Genomic DNA, 17,861 nt, shown 5'->3' on the forward strand with positions numbered 1-17,861 from the left:
ATGAACGATCACAACAACAATATTCAGTTGGAAACCGCCATGACCACGACCACCATGACCATGATCCAGGCCCTGCGCTCGGCCATGGATGTGATGCTTGAGCGTGACGACAACGTGGTGGTGTTCGGCCAGGACGTCGGTTACTTCGGCGGCGTGTTCCGTTGCACCGAAGGCTTGCAGACCAAGTACGGTACCTCGCGGGTGTTCGACGCGCCGATCTCCGAGAGCGGCATCGTCGGCGTCGCCGTGGGCATGGGCGCTTATGGCTTGCGTCCGGTGGCCGAGATTCAGTTCGCCGACTACGTGTACCCGGCGTCCGACCAGATCATTTCCGAAGCCGCCCGTCTGCGTTATCGCTCGGCCGGCGAGTTCACCGCCCCGATGACCCTGCGCATGCCTTGCGGCGGCGGCATCTACGGCGGCCAGACCCACAGCCAGAGCATCGAGGCGATGTTCACTCAGGTCTGCGGTCTGCGCACCGTCATGCCGTCCAACCCGTATGACGCCAAAGGCCTGCTGATCGCCTCCATCGAAAACGATGACCCGGTGATCTTCCTCGAGCCAAAACGCCTTTATAACGGCCCGTTCGACGGCCACCACGACCGCCCGGTAACCCCGTGGTCGAAACACCCGCAAGCCCAGGTGCCGGACGGTTACTACACCGTGCCGCTGGACGTGGCCGCCATCACCCGTCCGGGCAAGGACGTGACCGTCCTGACCTACGGCACCACCGTTTACGTATCGCAAGTTGCGGCTGAAGAAAGCGGTGTTGACGCTGAAGTCATCGACCTGCGCAGCCTGTGGCCGCTGGACCTGGAAACCATCGTCAAATCCGTGAAGAAAACCGGCCGTTGCGTGGTCGTTCACGAAGCCACCCGCACCTGTGGTTTCGGCGCCGAACTGGTGTCGCTGGTGCAAGAGCATTGCTTCCACCACCTGGAAGCGCCGATCGAACGCGTCACCGGTTGGGACACCCCCTACCCGCACGCGCAGGAGTGGGCGTATTTCCCTGGGCCGTCCCGAGTGGGCGCGGCGCTGAAACGGGTCATGGAGGTCTGAATGGGCACGCACGTTATCAAGATGCCGGACATCGGCGAAGGCATCGCAGAAGTAGAACTGTCACAGTGGCACGTCAAGGTTGGCGATCTGGTCGTTGAGGATCAGGTGCTGGCGGATGTGATGACCGACAAGGCGATGGTCGATATTCCCTCGCCAGTCCACGGCAAGGTGATTGCGCTGGGCGGCCAGCCGGGTGAAGTGATGGCGGTCGGCAGTATTCTGATCAGCATCGAGGTTGAAGGCGCAGGCAATCTGAAGGAGTCGGACAAACCGGCGCCAGTTGCGGCGAAAGAAACGCCAGTCGCACCCAAAGTTGAAGCTGTCGTTGAAAGCAAACCCGCCGCGCCGCGTACGGCTCCGGTTTGCCAGGGCCCGGTGGTCGCTCGCGAAGCCGATGAGCGTCCGCTGGCCTCGCCGGCCGTGCGCAAGCATGCGCTGGACCTGGGCATTCAATTGCGTCTGGTACGTGGTACCGGCCCGGCCGGTCGCGTGTTGCACGAAGACCTCGAGGCGTACCTGACGCAAGGTCAATCGAACGCTTCGGCGCCGGTCGCTGCCGCGTACGCCCAGCGTCACGATGAAGAACAGATTCAAGTGATCGGCATGCGCCGCAAGATTGCCCAGCGCATGCAGGACGCGACTCAGCGTGCTGCGCACTTCAGTTATGTCGAGGAAATCGACGTCACCGCGATTGAAGAACTGCGTGCCCACCTGAACGAAAAACACGGTGCCAGTCGTGGCAAGCTGACCTTGCTGCCGTTCCTGGTGCGCGCACTGGTCGTCGCCCTGCGCGACTTCCCGCAGATGAATGCCCGTTACGACGACGAAGCCCAGGTCATCACCCGCCTCGGCGCGGTGCATGTCGGCGTCGCGACCCAAAGCGATGTCGGCCTAATGGTGCCGGTCGTGCGTCACGCAGAAGCTCGCAGCCTGTGGGACAGCGCGGCGGAAATCTCCCGCCTGGCCACCGCTGCGCGCAATGGCAAGGCCAGCCGCGATGAACTGTCCGGCTCGACCATCACCCTGACCAGCCTCGGCGCCCTTGGCGGCATCGTCAGCACGCCGGTGCTGAACCTGCCGGAAGTAGCGATCGTCGGCGTCAACAAAATCGTCGAACGCCCAATGGTCGTCAAAGGCCAGGTGGTGATCCGCAAGATGATGAACCTCTCCAGCTCCTTCGATCACCGCGTGGTCGACGGCATGGACGCGGCGCTCTTCATCCAGGCCATTCGTGGCTTGCTCGAACAACCCGCGACCCTGTTTGTGGAGTGATGGCATGCAATCTCTGAACACCACGCTGCTGATCATTGGTGGCGGCCCCGGCGGTTACGTGACGGCCATTCGTGCCGGGCAACTGGGCATTTCGACCATTCTGGTCGAGGGCGAATCGCTGGGCGGCACCTGCCTGAACATCGGCTGTATTCCGTCGAAAGCGTTGATTCATGTGGCCGAGCAGTTTCACCAGACGCAACATCACAATCAGCATTCGGCACTGGGCATTAGCGTTTCGGCGCCGACCCTCGACATCACCAAGAGCGTCGAGTGGAAGGACGGCATCGTCGATCGCCTGACCACCGGCGTCGCCGCGTTGCTGAAGAAGCACAAGGTTCAGGTCATCAATGGCTGGGCCAAGGTCATCGACGGCAAGACCGTGGAAGTCGGCGATACCCGCATCCAGTGCGAGCATCTGGTGCTGGCCACCGGCTCGAAAAGCGTCAATTTGCCGATCCTGCCGATTGGCGGGCCGATCATATCGTCCACCGAGGCGCTGGCGCCAAAGTCGGTTCCGAAACGCTTGATCGTGGTCGGCGGAGGTTACATCGGCCTGGAGCTGGGCATTGCCTATCGCAAGCTCGGTGCCGAGGTCAGCGTGGTAGAGGCGCAGGATCGCATTCTGCCGGCCTACGACGCCGAACTGACCCAACCGGTGCACGACGCGCTGAAGCAACTCGGCGTAAAGCTGTATTTGAAACACAGCGTGCTGGGTTTCGACGGGACTTTGCAGGTGCGCGATCCAAACGGCGACATGCTGAATCTGGAAACCGATCAGGTGCTGGTGGCTGTCGGTCGCAAACCCAATACCCAGGGCTGGAACCTTGAAGCCCTGAACCTGGACATGAACGGCTCGGCGATCAAGATCGACAGCCGTTGCCAGACCAGTATGCGCAACGTCTACGCCATTGGCGACCTGAGCGGCGAGCCGATGCTGGCCCACCGCGCCATGGCTCAGGGCGAGATGGTTGCCGAGCTGATCAGCGGCAAGACCCGCGAGTTCAACCCGACCGCCATCGCTGCCGTGTGCTTTACCGACCCGGAACTGGTGGTGGTCGGCAAGACCCCGGACGAGGCCAAAGCGGCAGGACTGGACTGCATCGTGTCGAACTTCCCGTTTGCGGCCAATGGCCGGGCGATGACCCTGGAATCGAAAACCGGCTTCGTGCGGGTGGTCGCTCGTCGGGACAATCATGTGATTGTCGGCTGGCAGGCGGTCGGTGTCGGGGTCTCGGAGCTGTCGACCGCGTTCGCCCAAAGTCTGGAAATGGGTGCGCGACTGGAAGACATCGGCGGCACCATCCATGCGCACCCGACCCTGGGTGAAGCGGTGCAGGAAGCGGCGTTGCGTGCGCTTGGGCACGCGTTGCACCTGTAACGCTCGGTCGCAGATCGTTCCCACGCTCCGCGTGGGAATGCCTCCACGGACGCTCCGCGTTCGGCTGTTGGGACGCAGAGCGTCCCGGACTGCATTCCCACGCAGAGCGTGGGAACGATCAAAGGCAGAGATTTCGGGCTGCGAAACCGCTCAAGAATGAAGTATTGTTGTGCCCATCCAAAAAAACGTCAGAAGCCTTGAACCGCTTCGGCGGTTGTTCAGTGATAGAGGGTGTCATGGGTAACGAAAGCATCAACTGGGACAAGCTGGGTTTTGACTACATCAAGACCGACAAACGCTATCTGTCGTACTTTCGCAACGGCGAGTGGGACAAAGGCACCCTGACCGAAGACAACGTGCTGCACATCAGCGAAGGCTCCACTGCCCTTCACTATGGCCAGCAATGCTTCGAAGGCCTGAAGGCCTATCGTTGCAAGGACGGCTCGATCAACCTGTTCCGTCCCGACCAGAACGCCGCGCGCATGCAACGCAGCTGCGCCCGCCTGCTGATGCCGCATGTGTCCACCGAGCAGTTCATCGAAGCGTGCAAGGAAGTGGTTCGCGCCAACGAGCGTTTCATCCCGCCTTACGGCACCGGCGGCGCGCTGTACCTGCGTCCGTTCGTGATCGGCGTGGGTGACAACATCGGCGTGCGTACCGCACCCGAATTCATCTTCTCGATCTTCTGCATTCCGGTTGGCGCCTACTTCAAGGGCGGCTTGACCCCGCACAACTTCCAGATCTCCACCTTCGACCGCGCCGCGCCACAAGGCACCGGTGCCGCCAAGGTCGGTGGCAACTACGCCGCCAGCCTGATGCCGGGTTCCCAGGCCAAGAAAGCGCACTTCGCTGACGCCATCTACCTGGATCCGCTGACCCACAAGAAGATCGAAGAAGTCGGTTCGGCCAACTTCTTCGGGATCACCCACGACAACAAGTTCGTGACCCCGAACTCGCCGTCAGTACTGCCAGGCATCACCCGTCTGTCGCTGATCGAACTGGCCAAGTCCCGTCTGGGCCTGGAAGTGGTCGAAGGCGACGTGTTCATCGACAAGCTGTCGGACTTCAAAGAGGCCGGTGCTTGCGGTACTGCTGCGGTGATCACCCCGATCGGCGGCATCAGCTACAACGACCACCTGCACGTCTTCCACAGCGAAACCGAAGTCGGCCCGGTCACCCAGAAGCTCTACAAAGAGCTGACCGGCGTGCAGACCGGCGACGTCGAAGCGCCAGCCGGCTGGATCGTCAAGGTTTGATCTGACGGCCAGATGCACAAAAGCCCCCATCGAGTGATCGATGGGGGCTTTTTTATTCGTTTGGCTCGGTGGCCTTCATGGCAATCCGCTTGCCCGCGCGACCGGCAATCCCGCTCGCCTGTCCGTTCTGCTGCTTGCCCATTCGCGCCTGGGTAATCAATCCGGGAATCAGCTCTCCTTCCGGCAGGTTCTTCCAGAACCGCGTCGGCAAATGCCCCTGCATGACTTTCTCGTTCAAACGCGCCGGATTGAAGATATGGCTGTAGTACGTCAGCCATAAGTCCCCGTGGGGATCATCGACGTTCTGCGCCAGTTGCTGCCACTCCAGCGGACACTGACGTTCATGGATCAATTGTTCACCATCGTAATAAACCCCGTCGCGGGGCGTGGCGATCAGCCAGCGATGCCGGCCCATGCGCCCGATGAAGTGTTCGCTGGCGCTGTGCAGAATGTCGTGGGCCGGTTCGTGCCATGCGACGTATTGCGGGCCCGGCAGCTCTGGCGGGCGCTCGATGAAACGCACGAACGCATGCAGATGATGGGCTTCGCGTTGCACCTGCTTGATCCGCCGCTGTAACTCGCTGCCCAGCTTGTCGCCGGCCATCATTGCCGTGCGGTCGCCGTGGCTGACTCGCCACAGCACTTCATACAGCAAACTCCAGCGTTGATCGCCACGGTATCGCGACGCTTGTTCCAGGGTGTCGAGAAGTGCACGCGGAATTCGCGCCTGAAACGGCCCCTGCCCTTCGGGCACCGACACGTCACTGGCAAACAGATCACTTACCCCTTCCGACGCCCAGCTAACCAGACTCGGGTCGATTTCATGGCTGAGCAGCCAGCGCGCCTGCTGGCGCCAGGTGTCGAACAGGTCGTCGCAATCGAGGTTGATCATCCCCACAGCCCCATCTGTTGCGGCATTGGTCGGTCGCGCAATTGCTGATAAAGCATCTGGCTGGTGACTTCTGCCTGCTGCGGGTGGTAATCGCTGGTGATGATGAACGGTTTGGCTTTGGCCAGCACACAGCGCATGCGCGCCACGTCTTCGTAGCGAATGCGCCGCTGCCGACGCAGTTCCACCAGACGTTCGGTGGTGCGCAAGCCGATGCCGGGAATGCGTGAAATCAACGCCGGTTCGGCACGATTGAGATCCAGCGGAAACACCTCACGATTCTGCAGCGCCCAGGCCAGTTTCGGGTCGATGTCCAACGCCAGATTGCCCGGCCCCGTGAGCAACTCACCGGCGGTATAGCCATAAACGCGCAACAGGAAATCCGCCTGATACAAGCGGTGCTCGCGCATCAGCGGTGGTGCGGCCAGCGGCACGCTTTTCGGGCTGTCGGGAATCGGGCTGAAGGCCGAGTAATAGACCCGGCGCAGACGGAAGTTGCCGTAAAGCGCCTGCGCGCTGTGCAGGATGGTGCTGTCGTCGGTGTCATCGGCACCGACAATCATCTGCGTGCTCTGCCCGGCCGGGGCGAACTTCGGTGCGCGGGGTTCGTTGAGCACAGTCTGCACACCGGTGTAGATGGTGTTCATTGCCTGCTTGATCGAACCGATGTGCTTCTCCGGCGCCAGGGTTTGCAGGCTGGCATCGGTGGGCAATTCGATGTTGACGCTCAAGCGGTCAGCGTAACGCCCGGCCTCTTCGATCAACGCAGGATCCGCATCAGGGATGGTCTTGAGATGAATGTAGCCACGGAACTCATGCTCTTCGCGCAGCAGCTTCGCGACACGCACCAGTTGCTCCATGGTGTAGTCCGCCGAACGGATGATCCCCGAGCTGAGGAACAAGCCGCTGACGCAATTGCGCCGGTAGAAATCAAGAGTCAGCGTCACCACTTCCTCGGGCGTGAAACGCGCACGGGGGACGTCGCTGGAGCGGCGGTTGACGCAGTATTGGCAGTCGTAGAGACAGAAATTGGTCAGCAGAATCTTGAGCAGCGACACGCAACGCCCGTCCGGCGTGTAGCTGTGGCAGATGCCCATGCCATCGGTCGAACCCAGCCCGCTCTTGCCCTCGGAACTGCGCTTGGGCGCACCGCTGCTGGCGCAGGAGGCGTCGTACTTGGCGGCGTCGGCGAGGATGCTGAGCTTGTCGATGATTTGCATGGCACGGACTCGATACTGTTCGCATATACAGTATAGGGGGCGATGGGCTCATACAAGGCGCAATGGCGCTCTTCGTCGGAATGTCGCGCCGCAGCAGTCAGGTCAATTTGACTCAGCAGCAGTCAGATTGACTCGATTCCACAAGCGTCATAATGACTATCAACCCTGTGCAGCCCTTGATATTAAAGGCAGTCCGGCATGGCCCGAAAATTGACTGACTCCCCGTAGCCATTTGGCTGAAGACCAAAACGGGAGTCGAACATGGATCATGTTTTTCAGGGCAAGCTTGCCGTCATCACCGGTGCCAGTTCGGGCATAGGCCTGGCCGCTACCGAACGCCTGCTCGATCAAGGCGCGCGCGTATTGGCCATGTCGCGAAAATTCGGCGCACTGGCCGAACTGCTTGAGCGGTATCCCCACCAACTGGTCTGGCATCCCGGCGATGTCACTCAAGCCTCTGACCTTGCCTCCTTGGCCGAGCAGGCTGCGAGTCTGGGCCCGGTGAGCTTCGTGGTGCCCAATGCCGGTATCGCAGAACTCGCCGACGGGCTCGACAGCTCGGCGTTTGATCGCCAATGGGCGGTGAACGGCGCAGGTGCCCTGAACACGTTGGCCGTCCTGCGCCCGCACCTCGCAGACAGCGCTTCGGTGGTGTTCATCGGTACTTTTCTGGCCCAAATCAGTTTCGCGGGACTGGCCGCCTACATCGCATCAAAAGCGGCGTTGATCGCCCATGCCCGAACCCTTGCGGTCGAGCTGGCACCCCATGGCGTGCGCATCAATTGCGTCTCCCCCGGCCCGACCGCAACGCCGATCTGGTCGACACTGGGCTTGAGCGACGAAGCGCTCGGCGACGTGGCCCAGGGCGTCAACAAACGGCTATTGGGCGGACAATTCCTGGAACCTGCGGCAGTGGCCGACGTCATTCTTTTTCAGTTGGGCAATGGCGCACGCGGCGTCGTCGGGCAGGATTGGGTGGTCGATAGCGGATACACCCTAAGCTAACGCGCATGCACCGATCCGGGCGGGGAGTCAGTCAGTTGGCGACCTGACGATTCCCGCCCGGACCCAGGCAAAACCAGTCCCCAGCGCGACGCCAGTTCCCGGCGCCCCTGCACCGTCAAAGTGAGCGCCCGACTGTCCAGATCCTGCGTCACCCATTTGCGCTTCAACGCGGCCTGCAACAACGCGGCCCCGAGCGAACCGCCCAGATGCGGCCGACGCATGCTCCAGTCGAGGCACGGGCAGGCAAAGCGGCGGCGCATCGTCGACAGATCCTTGACCTCAATGCCCAGCCCTTCAAAAAACGCCTCCCCGCTTTCACTGAGGCGATAAACCTGTTCATCGGTTTCCACCAGCCATCCCGCCTCAAGCAAGCGGTCATGCAGCAACACCGCCAGCGTCCCGGCCATATGGTCGTAGCAGGTGCGGGCAAATTGCAGGCGATCCGGCGTATGCGGTTTGAAGGTCGGCGCGGGGTTTTGGCCGATCACCATCAGCGCTTCCAGCGCCTGGGCCACGCGCTTGTCGGCGAGGCTGTAATAACGGTGACGGCCCTGCACATGCAGGCGCACCAAGGCCAGGTCCTTGAGCTTGGCCAGGTGCGCGCTGGCGGTCGAGGCGCTGACGTCGGCGAGGGTCGCCAGCTCCGTGGCGGTGCGGGCGTGGCCGTCCATCAGCGAGCACAGCATTTTGGTCCGCGCCGGTTCCGCGATGGCGGCGGCCACTTGCGAGACGCCGATGTCTTGATGTTCTGCGTGCATATTTCGCTCCCGGACGAATCATCGCCCTCAAGGACTGGAGATAGTAGCAACACTTTCCCCACCGACAAGGTTGCGATCCATGGACCCGATCATCGCTGCGACTCACGCCGATCCCTACCTCTACTACGCCGAACTGCGCGCGGCGGGCGGGCTCACGTTTAATCACGGACTGAAACTGTGGGTGGCCAGCAGCGCCCGGGCGGTGCGCGCGGCGCTGGCGCATCCGGATTGCCGGGTGCGTCCGGTGCAGGAACCGGTGCCCAAAGCCATCGTCGACGGCATGGCGGGCAAGGTGTTCGGCCAGTTGATGCGCATGAATGACGGAGAAGCTCAGCGCTGCCCGCGTTCGGCCATCGAGCCGCCGTTGGGGTTGATTGGTCGGGAAGAAGTCAGCGCGCTGGTGTCCGCGCGGTTGATCACGAACGATGCCGACGGCCTCTATAAAGCAATGTTTCGCGGCCCGGTGTGCGTGGTTGCATCGCTGCTCGGATTCACCCCGGCGCAGGCGCGGGTCGTGAGTGAACTAACGGCCGATTTCGCGGCGTGTCTGTCGCCGCTGAGCAATGACCTGCAACTGGCGGCAGCGCATCGGGCGGCGGAGCAATTGCGCGGTTACTTCATTGAGTTGCTGTCGGACCCGAACCCGTTTCTCGCCGACATTCGCCAGCGTTTTGTCGGCGATGCGGACGTGCTGCTCGCCAACCTGATCGGCCTCTGTTCACAGACGTTCGAGGCCACTGCCGGGCTTATCGGCAATGCGTTGGTGGCTTTACAGCGTCAGCCTGAATTACGCGCGGCGTCAGTGGATTCGTTACTGGCTGAAGTCCAACGCTTCGATCCATCGGTGCAGAACTCCCGCCGATTTGTGGCGAACACCTGCGAAATCGACGGCGTGCGGCTGGAAGCCGGCGACGTGATTCTGGTGCTGCTGGCCTCGGCCAATCGCGACCCCGCACTGAATGGAAACCCGGATCGCTTTATGGTGGATCGCCCGAACCGACGCAGCTTCACGTTCGGCAGCGGTCGGCATCAATGTCCCGGACAGATGCTGGCGATGACGATCGCCAGCGCCACGCTCACTGAAATTCTCGCCCGCGACATTGATCCGGGAAGACTCGCGTGGCACTACCGGCCTTCGCTGAATGGACGAATTCCGATGTTCAGCGAGATGCAGACTTAAGCATCGCTGCAATCAAGGATCAGGTGGCCCATTCCAGGGATGCAGGCAACTGGAAACAGAGGTCTACTTCCAGTTTTGCGGCGGCCGACAGGTTGACCAGCGCGTCCAGCGAGAACTTGTCGATTTTGCCGTTGAGTACGTCGTTGAGACGCGGCTGAGTGATGCCAAGACGCTTGGCCGCCTCTTTCTGGGGAAGCTCCCACGCACGAATCGTTTCGCAAAGCGTGCGCATCAGCTTGGCCCGCAGACGCATGTTGGCCGCTTCATGCGGCGTGTCTTCCAGTGCGTCCCAGATGTTTGAGAAACGTTGGGGTGGGTTTTGATGATCCTTCATGTTTCACCTGTTCCTGGCATTTGAACGTGCCACGCAGGCTATATCGAAACCGATATAAATCAAGCTCAAAGTGGCTTATTAAATATTCGGTATCACAAAGAGGATGTTCACAAGCAAACACGCTTCACAGGCCGACGGCGACCTTTTACGTGAGCCATAAAGCCTGACAAATGAAGCATCATTTTGCCCTCATCCGCGAGGCTACATCGCCTTGCGCCTTTGCCTACAACTACGCCAGAATCCGCCGGCTTGTGCGGTTTTGAGGGCGTCAGTAACTTGGTCCGCGTCACTGAATGGTCAGTGATCGGGTTTAGTCGCTCGATGATTTCTCAAAACTTTACATGTGCTCCAGACAGTCAGGTGACCTTCATCTGCACTCTATGGCGGCTGTGTGCAGGGCACCCTCGGGTGCGCCGGTTTTGGGAAGTCGCCGGTCGACTAACCTGCGTACAGCTGCCACCTTTTCGTTTAGTCGCGAGGTGGTGTCGGCATCACTTTGAGGCTTTCCCGAATGTTCAAATACGTCCCCGATCCACCCGAAACAGACAAACCCAGCGAATCCGATCCGGCCTCGCCCTACGCCTCCGCCGATTCCAGAAAACTCCACGAAGCCGCCGAGCGCGCCCTCGACCATTACCTGAAACCCACCGCCCCGAAACAACACTGCCCCGGCCGCATGTTCCTCGTCGCCCCCGACCTGGATCAACATGCGCTGCTGGCCCACGCCTGCGAATCGATGACTTCGGCCAGCGTGATGCTCAGCGACTTCGCCGCGCTGCTGGACCCACCCTACCGCAGCACCGTGCTGGGCATCGCCCAAGTGGTGATGTGTGGCGAACTGGCTGTGAACCGGGCGCTGGACACTCTCGATGCCACGACCTGAGGAACACCCATGGAAAGCAAATCCGATGCACACATCGTCGCCGCCCTGATCTCCATCGGCCTCAACGAGAAAGACAGCCAATGGGCCCAGAAAGCCTGTTTGCTACTGCTCGAGAGCGAACGGAAATCCATCGTCAGCGCCGCACTCACCGCACTCACCCAACTCGCCCGTGACCATGGCGAACTGGACCGCAGCCGCCTGCTGCCGGCACTCACCAGCGTAAAACGCAGATTCCCAAGCCTGACCGGCACGGTTGCCGCGACGCTGGATGAGATGGCGATGGCTGCGTAACACCTGGGGCATAAGGCAAGAAAAAACCCGCTGCCTCCGTGAAGGGAGGCAGCGGGTTTTTATGACTTCAGCGATGAAACGGGCAATCAATCCTCCCGCGTCAAAACCTCAAGCAACTCAATCTCGAACACCAAATTCGAATTCGGCGGAATCTTGCCCATCGTCCGCTCGCCGTAACCCAGATGCGCCGGCACCAGCAGCTTGCGCTTGCCGCCCACCTGCATGCCCATGATCCCTTGATCCCAACCCTTGATCACCCGGCCCGTGCCGATCACGCACTGAAACGGCTTGCCCCGGCTCCAGGACGAATCGAATTCGGTGCCGTCTTCCAGCCAACCGGTGTATTGGGTGGTGATCAACGCGCCTTTGACGGCGGCTTTTCCGTCTCCGGGCTGAAGATCGATTATCTGCAGTTCATCATTCATAACATTCGCTCTATTGTTCCGCTGGCCGCCGTTTTCCCAGAAATACCGGCCATTGGCAACCGTTTGACCCTACGTCGGCCGTGATGGATGATGGCCACCCGCTACCAATCCCGATCGATACGCCATGTCAGCGACGCTTGAATGACTCAACTCTGGATCAGCTTCGCCATTGTCGCTGTGCTGTTGGTCGTGATCGCCGTTCTGATCCGCCGAGTGCGCGAGCTTCGTCAGCAACTCGCCGAGTATCGCGAATTGCTCACCCGCGCCGCCGAGGGCCAGAACATACGTCAGGATGGCGATGCCGACCGCTTCAAGCGCAGCCAGTATTTCGCCCGGATCGGCACGTGGGACTGGGAAGTCGACACTGACCGGCTCTACTGGTCGGACGCGATCTTCGGCATGTTCGGGTTCAAGATCGGCGAAGTGACACCCTCCTACGCCCTGTTCTGCTCCTGCGTACACCCCGACGACCGCGCCCGGGTGCGCGCCGGGGAATTGCGGTGCCTGAAGACCGGTGAAAACCATGATGAGGAATACCGCGTGGTCTGGCCCGACGGCACGATTCGCTGGCTGCGGGAAACCGGTAACGTGGTGCGCAACGATCACGACGCGGTTATCAAGATGATGGGTGTGGTACGCGACATCACCGAAGAAAAGGCCTCGGCCAGCTACCTCCAGCACTTGGCTCACTTCGACCCGTTGACCGGCCTGCCGAATCGGCTGGTGCTGGAGGAACGGCTATCGGAAGCACTGGAACATGCCCGCGTGACCGAGACGCGGGTGGCGCTGGTGTTTATCGATCTCAACGGCTTCAAAGCGATCAACGACCGCTACGGTCACGCCGCCGGCGACCGCGTTCTGATCACCACCGCTACGCGCCTGAAACGCATCCTGCGGGTCAGCGACACCGTCGCGCGGATCGGCGGCGACGAATTCGTGGTCATCCTGCAAGGCCTCGCCCCCGGCCTGAACCTGCAGGACGAAGCGCGCAGCATCTGCCAGAAAATCTTCATCGAACTGTCCCCGCCGACTCCCATCGGCAACGAACAACGCCATATCGGCACCAGCCTCGGCGTCGCCGTATTCCCCGACCACGCACCGACCATGGACCGCTTGCTGCACATTGCGGATCTGGCGATGTATGAGGCCAAGCGCAGCGGGAATAATCAGTATCGATTGGGCGGCGGGCAAGCGCTGAGTCATGGCCGGGCTGATTGAGCCCGAGGCTATTTCTCCACCGGCTGAATCGCCACAATCGTCCCGTTGGTAATCATCACCATCACGTACTTGTCATTGATCTGCACCCACTGCGCTTGCGGTTCCGGCTGCTTGAGGCCTTTCTGTTTCCAGTTTTTGATGGCTTTTTCGCTGCGCTGGTAGATATCCGGGGCGCGGTCGTTGACGTTCAGTTCGCGGTTGCCGGTCGGTGATTGCTCGACAGTGTCGTTCGAGGTTTGCGCCGCTTGAACGAGGGGGCTGATCCCGGCGATGCCGGCGACTAGGGCCAGGCTGGCGATTAGGGTCTTGTTGTTCATCGGTGAACCTCCTTCAGATGTGTGATACCTGAACTCCGACTGCGGGGTTCCGGAATCATTCCTTGTTTATTGATGGAAGTTGAGATTGTAGCCACGCTCCGGAACGCGATCCGGGCTAACCCGCCACCGGGCCAATACAGTCAACGGCATCCATTTGCGATAAGATCGCGCGCCCCTGCCGAGTGAATAAGGACATCACCGTGAAAATCTATCTCATCGTCAATCTGGTGTTGCTGGCGCTGCTGGGGCTCTACGCTGTCAGTCTTTTCAACAAACTTGTTGCCCGGCGCAACGAGATCAAGAACGCATTTGCTCAGGTCGAAGTGCAGCTCAAACGCCGCTATGACCTGATCCCCAATCTGGTCAGCATCGCCAAGGGTTATCTGGCCCATGAGCGCGAAACCCTTGAAGCGGTGATCGCCGCGCGCAATGCCGCCGTGGCCGGACTTGAGGCTGCGCAGGCGAAACCGGGCAGCGCCCAGAACATCGCGCAACTGGGGCTGGCGGACAGCGCACTCAGCAGCGCGGTGGGTCGATTGAATCTGACGCTGGAAGCTTATCCGGAACTCAAGGCCTCCCAGAACATGCAACAACTGAGTGAAGAGCTGAGCAGCACCGAAAACAAGGTGAGCTTCGCGCGCCAGGCGTTTAACGACGCGGTGATGACCTACAACACGCTCAAGCAGAGTTTTCCGGCGGTGCTGCTGGCGGCCAGTTTTGGCCATCGCGAGGATGCGGTTCCGCTGAAGTTCGCCGATACGCTGGCCATCAAGACCGCGCCCAACGTTTCTTTCTGATTGCTGCTCTCCATGGATGGCCCGATGAATTTTTTTGAACGACAAACCCAGGCCCGGAACCAAACGTCACGGCTGGTTTACCTGATGATTCTGGCGATTGTCATGCTGATCGGGATGACCAGCCTGCCCTTCGTCTTCAATGGCTTTGAGGATTACCTGAGCGGGACTGGCACGCTGGCGGACGCGTTTCTGGCAATGGCCGTTATCGCATCGTTCATCAGCAGCATCGTGGTGATTGGCGGTCTGCTCAAATATCGGCAACTGCGCGCGGGCGGCAAAGTCGTCGCGGAGAAACTGGGTGGCCGCCTGCTCAATGGCAATGTGCGAACCCTGGACGAGCAGCGGTTGATGAACGTCGTCGAAGAAATGGCGATCGCCTCCGGCACCTGCCTGCCGGCGGTGTATCTGTTACCGGACGAAAGCATCAACGCCTTCGCGGCCGGATTTACACCGGAGGACGCGGCCATTGGTGTGACCCGTGGCGCAGTGAAACTACTGACCCGAGAAGAACTGCAAGGGGTGATCGCCCACGAACTCAGCCACATCTTCAACGGGGACATGCGCCTCAACACGCAACTGGTGGCAGTGGTGCACGGCCTGTTGGTGTTGGGGCTGGCTGGCACTTACATAATGGCCAGCCTGCTCAAGCGCGACAAACGCGACGTGCGGTTGATGCTGGTGGTTTTTGCGCTCGGTGCCGCACTGTGCGTGGCCGGATTTATCGGAAATCTCTATGGCAATTTGATCAAGGCGGCTGTCAGTCGCCAGCGTGAATTCCTCGCCGATGCCAGCGCGGTGCAATACACGCGCAATCCGCAAAGCATTGTCGGTGCCCTGAAAAAAATCGGCGCCCATGCACAAGGCTCGGTGATCAGCTCGCCCCGTGCCGCCGAGTTCAGCCATTTGTTTTTCAGTACCGGCGGCTCAGGTTTGCTGAGCCGGATGTTTGCGACCCACCCTGATCTGAGCGTACGGATTCGTCGGATCGATCCGCAGTGGGACGGGAGTTTTACGACGGCTGCCGCAGCGGGCAGACCGGTGCCAGATCAGATGGCGGCAACGGCGGATTGATTCAGACTAGATGAATTTCTTTGAACAACAGTGCCGGGCCAAACGTCGCTCGGTGCAGCTCGTGATCTTGATGTTTCTCGCCGTACTCGGCTTGATTCTTGTGTCCTGCATGCTCCTGATTCTGCCGTTCTCATACGGCAAAACGCTGGAGAACATGGCGTCGAACTGGCAGTTTTTCGCGACCGTTGCGACGCTGGTAACGGGTGTTGTGTTGCTCGGCGGGCTAATCAAATACGTCGAACTGACAGGGGGTGGAAAAGTGGTCGCGCGCCGTTTGGGCGGTCGTCTGATCAACCATGACGCGCGGACTCTGGAAGAGCGCCGCCTGGTCAACGTGGTGGAGGAAATGGCGTTGGCGTCTGGCACCGCCGTTCCTTGCGTGTATCTGTTGCCGGATCAGGGCATCAATGCATTTGCCGCCGGTTTCACCCCTCAGGATGCAGTGATCGGCGTCACTCAAGGTGCGATAAGCCTGTTGTCACGCGATGAACTGCAAGGCGTGATCGCACACGAATTCAGCCACATCTATAACGGCGACATGCGCCTGAACACCCAACTGGTCGCGATCGTTCACGGGATCATGGTGATCGGGCTGGCGGGAAACCATCTCTTGCGCGGTCTTGAAGACACACCACACTCATCTGCCAATCGTAAGCAGCCGACCATTCTGGTCAGCATGTTTGGCACTGCGCTGTGCATTGTCGGATTCTCCGGGACGTTCTTCGGCAACCTGATCAAGGCTGCGGTCAGCCGGCAACGCGAATTCCTGGCCGATGCGACCGCCGTGCAATACACCCGCAACCCCGACAGTATCGCCGGGGCACTGAAGAAAATCGGCGGGTATAAAATGGGCTCGACCCTCAAGGCAGCCCGCGCTGCCGAGTTCAGCCACCTGTTTTTCAGCCCTGGCACTTCCAGCGCTCATCTGCTCTCGGGCCATCCGGATCTGCGTGAACGCATTCGCAGGATAGACCCTGACTGGGACGGGATTTTTGTGAGCATCGCCGCACCAGCGCAAGACTCGATGGTAGCCAGAACCGTACTGGCAGCGCCGCCAAAACAGCTGCCATAGCACGCCATTGATCTGCATAGCGCATCAATCCATGCCAACAATGCAATTAACAAATCGATCCCTGCGCGCCACTATCCGCCCCAATAAAAACCGTGCGCCGCCTCCCCGTCGCGCACGTCATAAAAGCGGTGGAGTACTTTTCTATGACAGCCTCAATCCCACACGGCGGCTCGCGGGCCGGCGCCATTTTCCGGGTGACCTCGGGTAACTTCCTCGAACAGTTCGACTTCTTTCTGTTCGGCTTCTACGCCACGCAGATCGCGGCGGTGTTCTTTCCGTCGAGCAGTGAGTTCGCGTCCCTGATGATGACTTTTGCAGTGTTCGGCGCAGGCTTTTTGATGCGTCCGCTGGGGGCTATCGTGCTCGGCGCATACATCGATGACGTCGGTCGTCGCAAAGGTTTGATTGTCACCCTGTCGATCATGGCCAGCGGCACGATCCTGATTGTGCTGGTGCCCGGATATGAAACCATCGGCCTGTTCGCCCCGGCGCTGGTGTTGATCGGACGGCTGCTGCAGGGCTTCTCCGCCGGTGCCGAACTGGGCGGGGTTTCGGTGTATCTCTCGGAGATCGCCACGCCCGGTCGCAAAGGCTTTTTCACCGCCTGGCAGTCGGCCAGTCAGCAGGTGGCCATCGTCGTCGCCGCCGCGCTCGGTTATGGCTTGAACCAATGGATGGCGCCGGAAGCGGTCGCCGATTGGGGCTGGCGTATTCCGTTTTTCGTCGGTTGCATGATCGTGCCGTTCATCTTCTTTCTGCGGCGCAACCTCGCGGAGACCGAAGAGTTCGCCGCTCGTAAACATCGTCCGAGCATGAAGGAAGTGTTCCGCACCCTCGGCCAGAACTGGGGCGTGGTGCTGGGCGGGATGCTGATGGTTGCCCTGACCACCACCGCGTTTTACTTGATCACCGTGTACGCACCGACCTTCGGCAAAACCGTGCTGCACCTGAGCACTTCCGATGCGTTGCTGGTGACGCTGCTGGTGGGCGTTTCCAACTTCTTCTGGCTGCCGATTGGCGGTGCATTGTCCGATCGCGTCGGCCGCCGTCCGGTGCTGATCGCCATGGCGCTGCTGGCGCTGGCCACCACGTATCCGGCGCTGTCGTACCTGGTGCAGGCGCCGAGCTTCAGCCACATGCTGCTGTCGCTGTTGTGGCTGTCGTTCATCTACGGTTTGTACAACGGCGCGATGATTCCGGCGCTGACCGAAATCATGCCGGTGGAAGTGCGGGTGGCAGGTTTCTCCCTGGCTTACAGCCTCGCCACTGCCGTGTTCGGTGGATTCACCCCGGCAATGTCGACCTTCCTGATTGAGTACACCGGCGACAAAGCCGCACCGGGTTACTGGATGAGCATCGGCGCACTGTGTGCATTGTGCGCCACGCTTTATCTGTATCGCCGGGCCGGCGGTCGTCTGCAACCTGTTACTGCCTGA

General features: G+C 60.6%; 19 protein-coding genes. 13 read left to right on the top strand and 6 right to left on the bottom strand.

Going from position 1 to position 17,861, the window contains the following annotated elements:
- From CAF80_RS14620 to CAF80_RS14635, 4 genes are all read left to right on the top strand, one after another.
- The gene (locus CAF80_RS14620; protein ID WP_003224000.1) at positions 1-1,059 is read left to right on the top strand and encodes an alpha-ketoacid dehydrogenase subunit beta; all 1,059 of its coding nucleotides are present in this window, start codon (positions 1-3) and stop codon (positions 1,057-1,059) included.
- On the top strand, positions 1,060-2,331 hold the full coding sequence (locus CAF80_RS14625) for a dihydrolipoamide acetyltransferase family protein (RefSeq protein WP_085667562.1): 1,272 nt from the start codon (positions 1,060-1,062) through the stop codon (positions 2,329-2,331).
- Positions 2,332-2,335: 4 nt separating this feature from the next.
- Entirely contained in the window at positions 2,336-3,709 is a 1,374-nt protein-coding gene (lpdA, locus tag CAF80_RS14630) for a dihydrolipoyl dehydrogenase (protein WP_085667561.1), read from the top strand.
- Between the two features lie 236 nt (positions 3,710-3,945).
- Positions 3,946-4,965, top strand: coding sequence for a branched-chain amino acid aminotransferase (locus CAF80_RS14635; RefSeq protein ID WP_085667560.1), 1,020 nt, complete (start codon positions 3,946-3,948; stop codon positions 4,963-4,965).
- Between the two features lie 52 nt (positions 4,966-5,017).
- On the opposite strand, the gene CAF80_RS14640 is transcribed toward CAF80_RS14635, so the two are convergent.
- On the bottom strand, positions 5,018-5,857 hold the full coding sequence (locus CAF80_RS14640) for a TIGR03915 family putative DNA repair protein (RefSeq protein ID WP_064380563.1): 840 nt from the start codon (positions 5,855-5,857) through the stop codon (positions 5,018-5,020).
- On the bottom strand, positions 5,854-7,074 hold the full coding sequence (locus CAF80_RS14645) for a putative DNA modification/repair radical SAM protein (RefSeq protein WP_085667559.1): 1,221 nt from the start codon (positions 7,072-7,074) through the stop codon (positions 5,854-5,856). The genes CAF80_RS14640 and CAF80_RS14645 overlap by 4 nt, the downstream gene beginning before the upstream one ends.
- 261 nt (positions 7,075-7,335) lie before the next feature.
- On the opposite strand from CAF80_RS14645, the gene CAF80_RS14650 reads away from it, so the two are divergent.
- The gene (locus CAF80_RS14650; protein ID WP_085667558.1) at positions 7,336-8,079 is read left to right on the top strand and encodes an SDR family NAD(P)-dependent oxidoreductase; all 744 of its coding nucleotides are present in this window, start codon (positions 7,336-7,338) and stop codon (positions 8,077-8,079) included.
- Here the strand turns inward: CAF80_RS14650 and CAF80_RS14655 are convergent.
- Positions 8,076-8,837: a helix-turn-helix transcriptional regulator gene (locus CAF80_RS14655; protein ID WP_074688840.1), complete on the bottom strand. Its 762-nt coding sequence runs from the start codon at positions 8,835-8,837 to the stop codon at positions 8,076-8,078. The two genes, CAF80_RS14650 and CAF80_RS14655, sit on opposite strands and share 4 nt — an antisense overlap.
- 79 nt (positions 8,838-8,916) lie before the next feature.
- On the opposite strand from CAF80_RS14655, the gene CAF80_RS14660 reads away from it, so the two are divergent.
- Entirely contained in the window at positions 8,917-10,017 is a 1,101-nt protein-coding gene (locus CAF80_RS14660; RefSeq protein ID WP_074688842.1) for a cytochrome P450, read from the top strand.
- 19 nt (positions 10,018-10,036) lie between these two features.
- On the opposite strand, the gene CAF80_RS14665 is transcribed toward CAF80_RS14660, so the two are convergent.
- Positions 10,037-10,351 (bottom strand): helix-turn-helix domain-containing protein, encoded by a 315-nt coding sequence (locus tag CAF80_RS14665; protein ID WP_039767259.1) that lies wholly within the window; start codon positions 10,349-10,351, stop codon positions 10,037-10,039.
- Between the two features lie 511 nt (positions 10,352-10,862).
- Here CAF80_RS14665 and CAF80_RS14670 point away from each other — a divergent pair.
- The gene (locus tag CAF80_RS14670; protein WP_039767261.1) at positions 10,863-11,234 is read left to right on the top strand and encodes a DUF6124 family protein; all 372 of its coding nucleotides are present in this window, start codon (positions 10,863-10,865) and stop codon (positions 11,232-11,234) included.
- Between the two features lie 9 nt (positions 11,235-11,243).
- Positions 11,244-11,525, top strand: coding sequence for a hypothetical protein (locus CAF80_RS14675; RefSeq protein WP_039767262.1), 282 nt, complete (start codon positions 11,244-11,246; stop codon positions 11,523-11,525).
- An 86-nt stretch (positions 11,526-11,611) separates the two neighbouring features.
- Here CAF80_RS14675 and CAF80_RS14680 read toward each other — a convergent pair whose 3' ends face one another.
- Complete coding sequence (locus tag CAF80_RS14680; protein WP_007952931.1) at positions 11,612-11,950, bottom strand: FKBP-type peptidyl-prolyl cis-trans isomerase; 339 nt, start codon at positions 11,948-11,950, stop codon at positions 11,612-11,614.
- A 141-nt stretch (positions 11,951-12,091) separates the two neighbouring features.
- Between CAF80_RS14680 and CAF80_RS14685 the strand changes: the two genes are divergently transcribed.
- Positions 12,092-13,168, top strand: a complete 1,077-nt coding sequence (locus CAF80_RS14685) for a sensor domain-containing diguanylate cyclase (RefSeq protein ID WP_074688844.1) — start codon at positions 12,092-12,094, stop codon at positions 13,166-13,168.
- Positions 13,169-13,176: 8 nt separating this feature from the next.
- Here the strand turns inward: CAF80_RS14685 and CAF80_RS14690 are convergent, their stop codons facing one another.
- Positions 13,177-13,485 carry an RcnB family protein gene (locus CAF80_RS14690; RefSeq protein ID WP_011334872.1) on the bottom strand — a complete coding sequence of 103 codons (309 nt, stop codon included), beginning with the start codon at positions 13,483-13,485 and terminating at the stop codon, positions 13,177-13,179.
- Between the two features lie 200 nt (positions 13,486-13,685).
- On the opposite strand from CAF80_RS14690, the gene CAF80_RS14695 reads away from it, so the two are divergent.
- From CAF80_RS14695 to CAF80_RS14710, 4 genes are all read left to right on the top strand, one after another.
- Positions 13,686-14,282 (top strand): LemA family protein, encoded by a 597-nt coding sequence (locus tag CAF80_RS14695; protein WP_074688846.1) that lies wholly within the window; start codon positions 13,686-13,688, stop codon positions 14,280-14,282.
- Positions 14,283-14,306: 24 nt separating this feature from the next.
- Positions 14,307-15,353 (top strand): M48 family metallopeptidase, encoded by a 1,047-nt coding sequence (locus CAF80_RS14700; protein ID WP_074688848.1) that lies wholly within the window; start codon positions 14,307-14,309, stop codon positions 15,351-15,353.
- A gap of 10 nt (positions 15,354-15,363) precedes the next feature.
- Positions 15,364-16,425: a M48 family metallopeptidase gene (locus tag CAF80_RS14705; RefSeq protein ID WP_085667557.1), complete on the top strand. Its 1,062-nt coding sequence runs from the start codon at positions 15,364-15,366 to the stop codon at positions 16,423-16,425.
- Between the two features lie 143 nt (positions 16,426-16,568).
- Positions 16,569-17,861: an MFS transporter gene (locus tag CAF80_RS14710; RefSeq protein WP_085667556.1), complete on the top strand. Its 1,293-nt coding sequence runs from the start codon at positions 16,569-16,571 to the stop codon at positions 17,859-17,861.

The sequence above is a fragment of the Pseudomonas sp. B34(2017) genome, from assembly GCF_002112915.1.
GTDB lineage: Bacteria > Pseudomonadota > Gammaproteobacteria > Pseudomonadales > Pseudomonadaceae > Aquipseudomonas > Aquipseudomonas pharyngis.

Excerpts from the sequence above, each read along its gene's own strand:
- CAF80_RS14620 (WP_003224000.1), top strand. The coding sequence starts at position 1 with ATGAACGATCACAACAACAATATTCAGTTGGAAACCGCCATGACCACG.
- CAF80_RS14625 (WP_085667562.1), top strand. The coding sequence starts at position 1,060 with ATGGGCACGCACGTTATCAAGATGCCGGACATCGGCGAAGGCATCGCA.
- lpdA (WP_085667561.1), top strand. The coding sequence starts at position 2,336 with ATGCAATCTCTGAACACCACGCTGCTGATCATTGGTGGCGGCCCCGGC.
- CAF80_RS14635 (WP_085667560.1), top strand. The coding sequence starts at position 3,946 with ATGGGTAACGAAAGCATCAACTGGGACAAGCTGGGTTTTGACTACATC.
- CAF80_RS14640 (WP_064380563.1), bottom strand. The coding sequence starts at position 5,857 with ATGATCAACCTCGATTGCGACGACCTGTTCGACACCTGGCGCCAGCAG.
- CAF80_RS14645 (WP_085667559.1), bottom strand. The coding sequence starts at position 7,074 with ATGCAAATCATCGACAAGCTCAGCATCCTCGCCGACGCCGCCAAGTAC.
- CAF80_RS14650 (WP_085667558.1), top strand. The coding sequence starts at position 7,336 with ATGGATCATGTTTTTCAGGGCAAGCTTGCCGTCATCACCGGTGCCAGT.
- CAF80_RS14655 (WP_074688840.1), bottom strand. The coding sequence starts at position 8,837 with ATGCACGCAGAACATCAAGACATCGGCGTCTCGCAAGTGGCCGCCGCC.
- CAF80_RS14660 (WP_074688842.1), top strand. The coding sequence starts at position 8,917 with ATGGACCCGATCATCGCTGCGACTCACGCCGATCCCTACCTCTACTAC.
- CAF80_RS14665 (WP_039767259.1), bottom strand. The coding sequence starts at position 10,351 with ATGAAGGATCATCAAAACCCACCCCAACGTTTCTCAAACATCTGGGAC.
- CAF80_RS14670 (WP_039767261.1), top strand. The coding sequence starts at position 10,863 with ATGTTCAAATACGTCCCCGATCCACCCGAAACAGACAAACCCAGCGAA.
- CAF80_RS14675 (WP_039767262.1), top strand. The coding sequence starts at position 11,244 with ATGGAAAGCAAATCCGATGCACACATCGTCGCCGCCCTGATCTCCATC.
- CAF80_RS14680 (WP_007952931.1), bottom strand. The coding sequence starts at position 11,950 with ATGAATGATGAACTGCAGATAATCGATCTTCAGCCCGGAGACGGAAAA.
- CAF80_RS14685 (WP_074688844.1), top strand. The coding sequence starts at position 12,092 with ATGACTCAACTCTGGATCAGCTTCGCCATTGTCGCTGTGCTGTTGGTC.
- CAF80_RS14690 (WP_011334872.1), bottom strand. The coding sequence starts at position 13,485 with ATGAACAACAAGACCCTAATCGCCAGCCTGGCCCTAGTCGCCGGCATC.
- CAF80_RS14700 (WP_074688848.1), top strand. The coding sequence starts at position 14,307 with ATGAATTTTTTTGAACGACAAACCCAGGCCCGGAACCAAACGTCACGG.
- CAF80_RS14705 (WP_085667557.1), top strand. The coding sequence starts at position 15,364 with ATGAATTTCTTTGAACAACAGTGCCGGGCCAAACGTCGCTCGGTGCAG.
- CAF80_RS14710 (WP_085667556.1), top strand. The coding sequence starts at position 16,569 with ATGACAGCCTCAATCCCACACGGCGGCTCGCGGGCCGGCGCCATTTTC.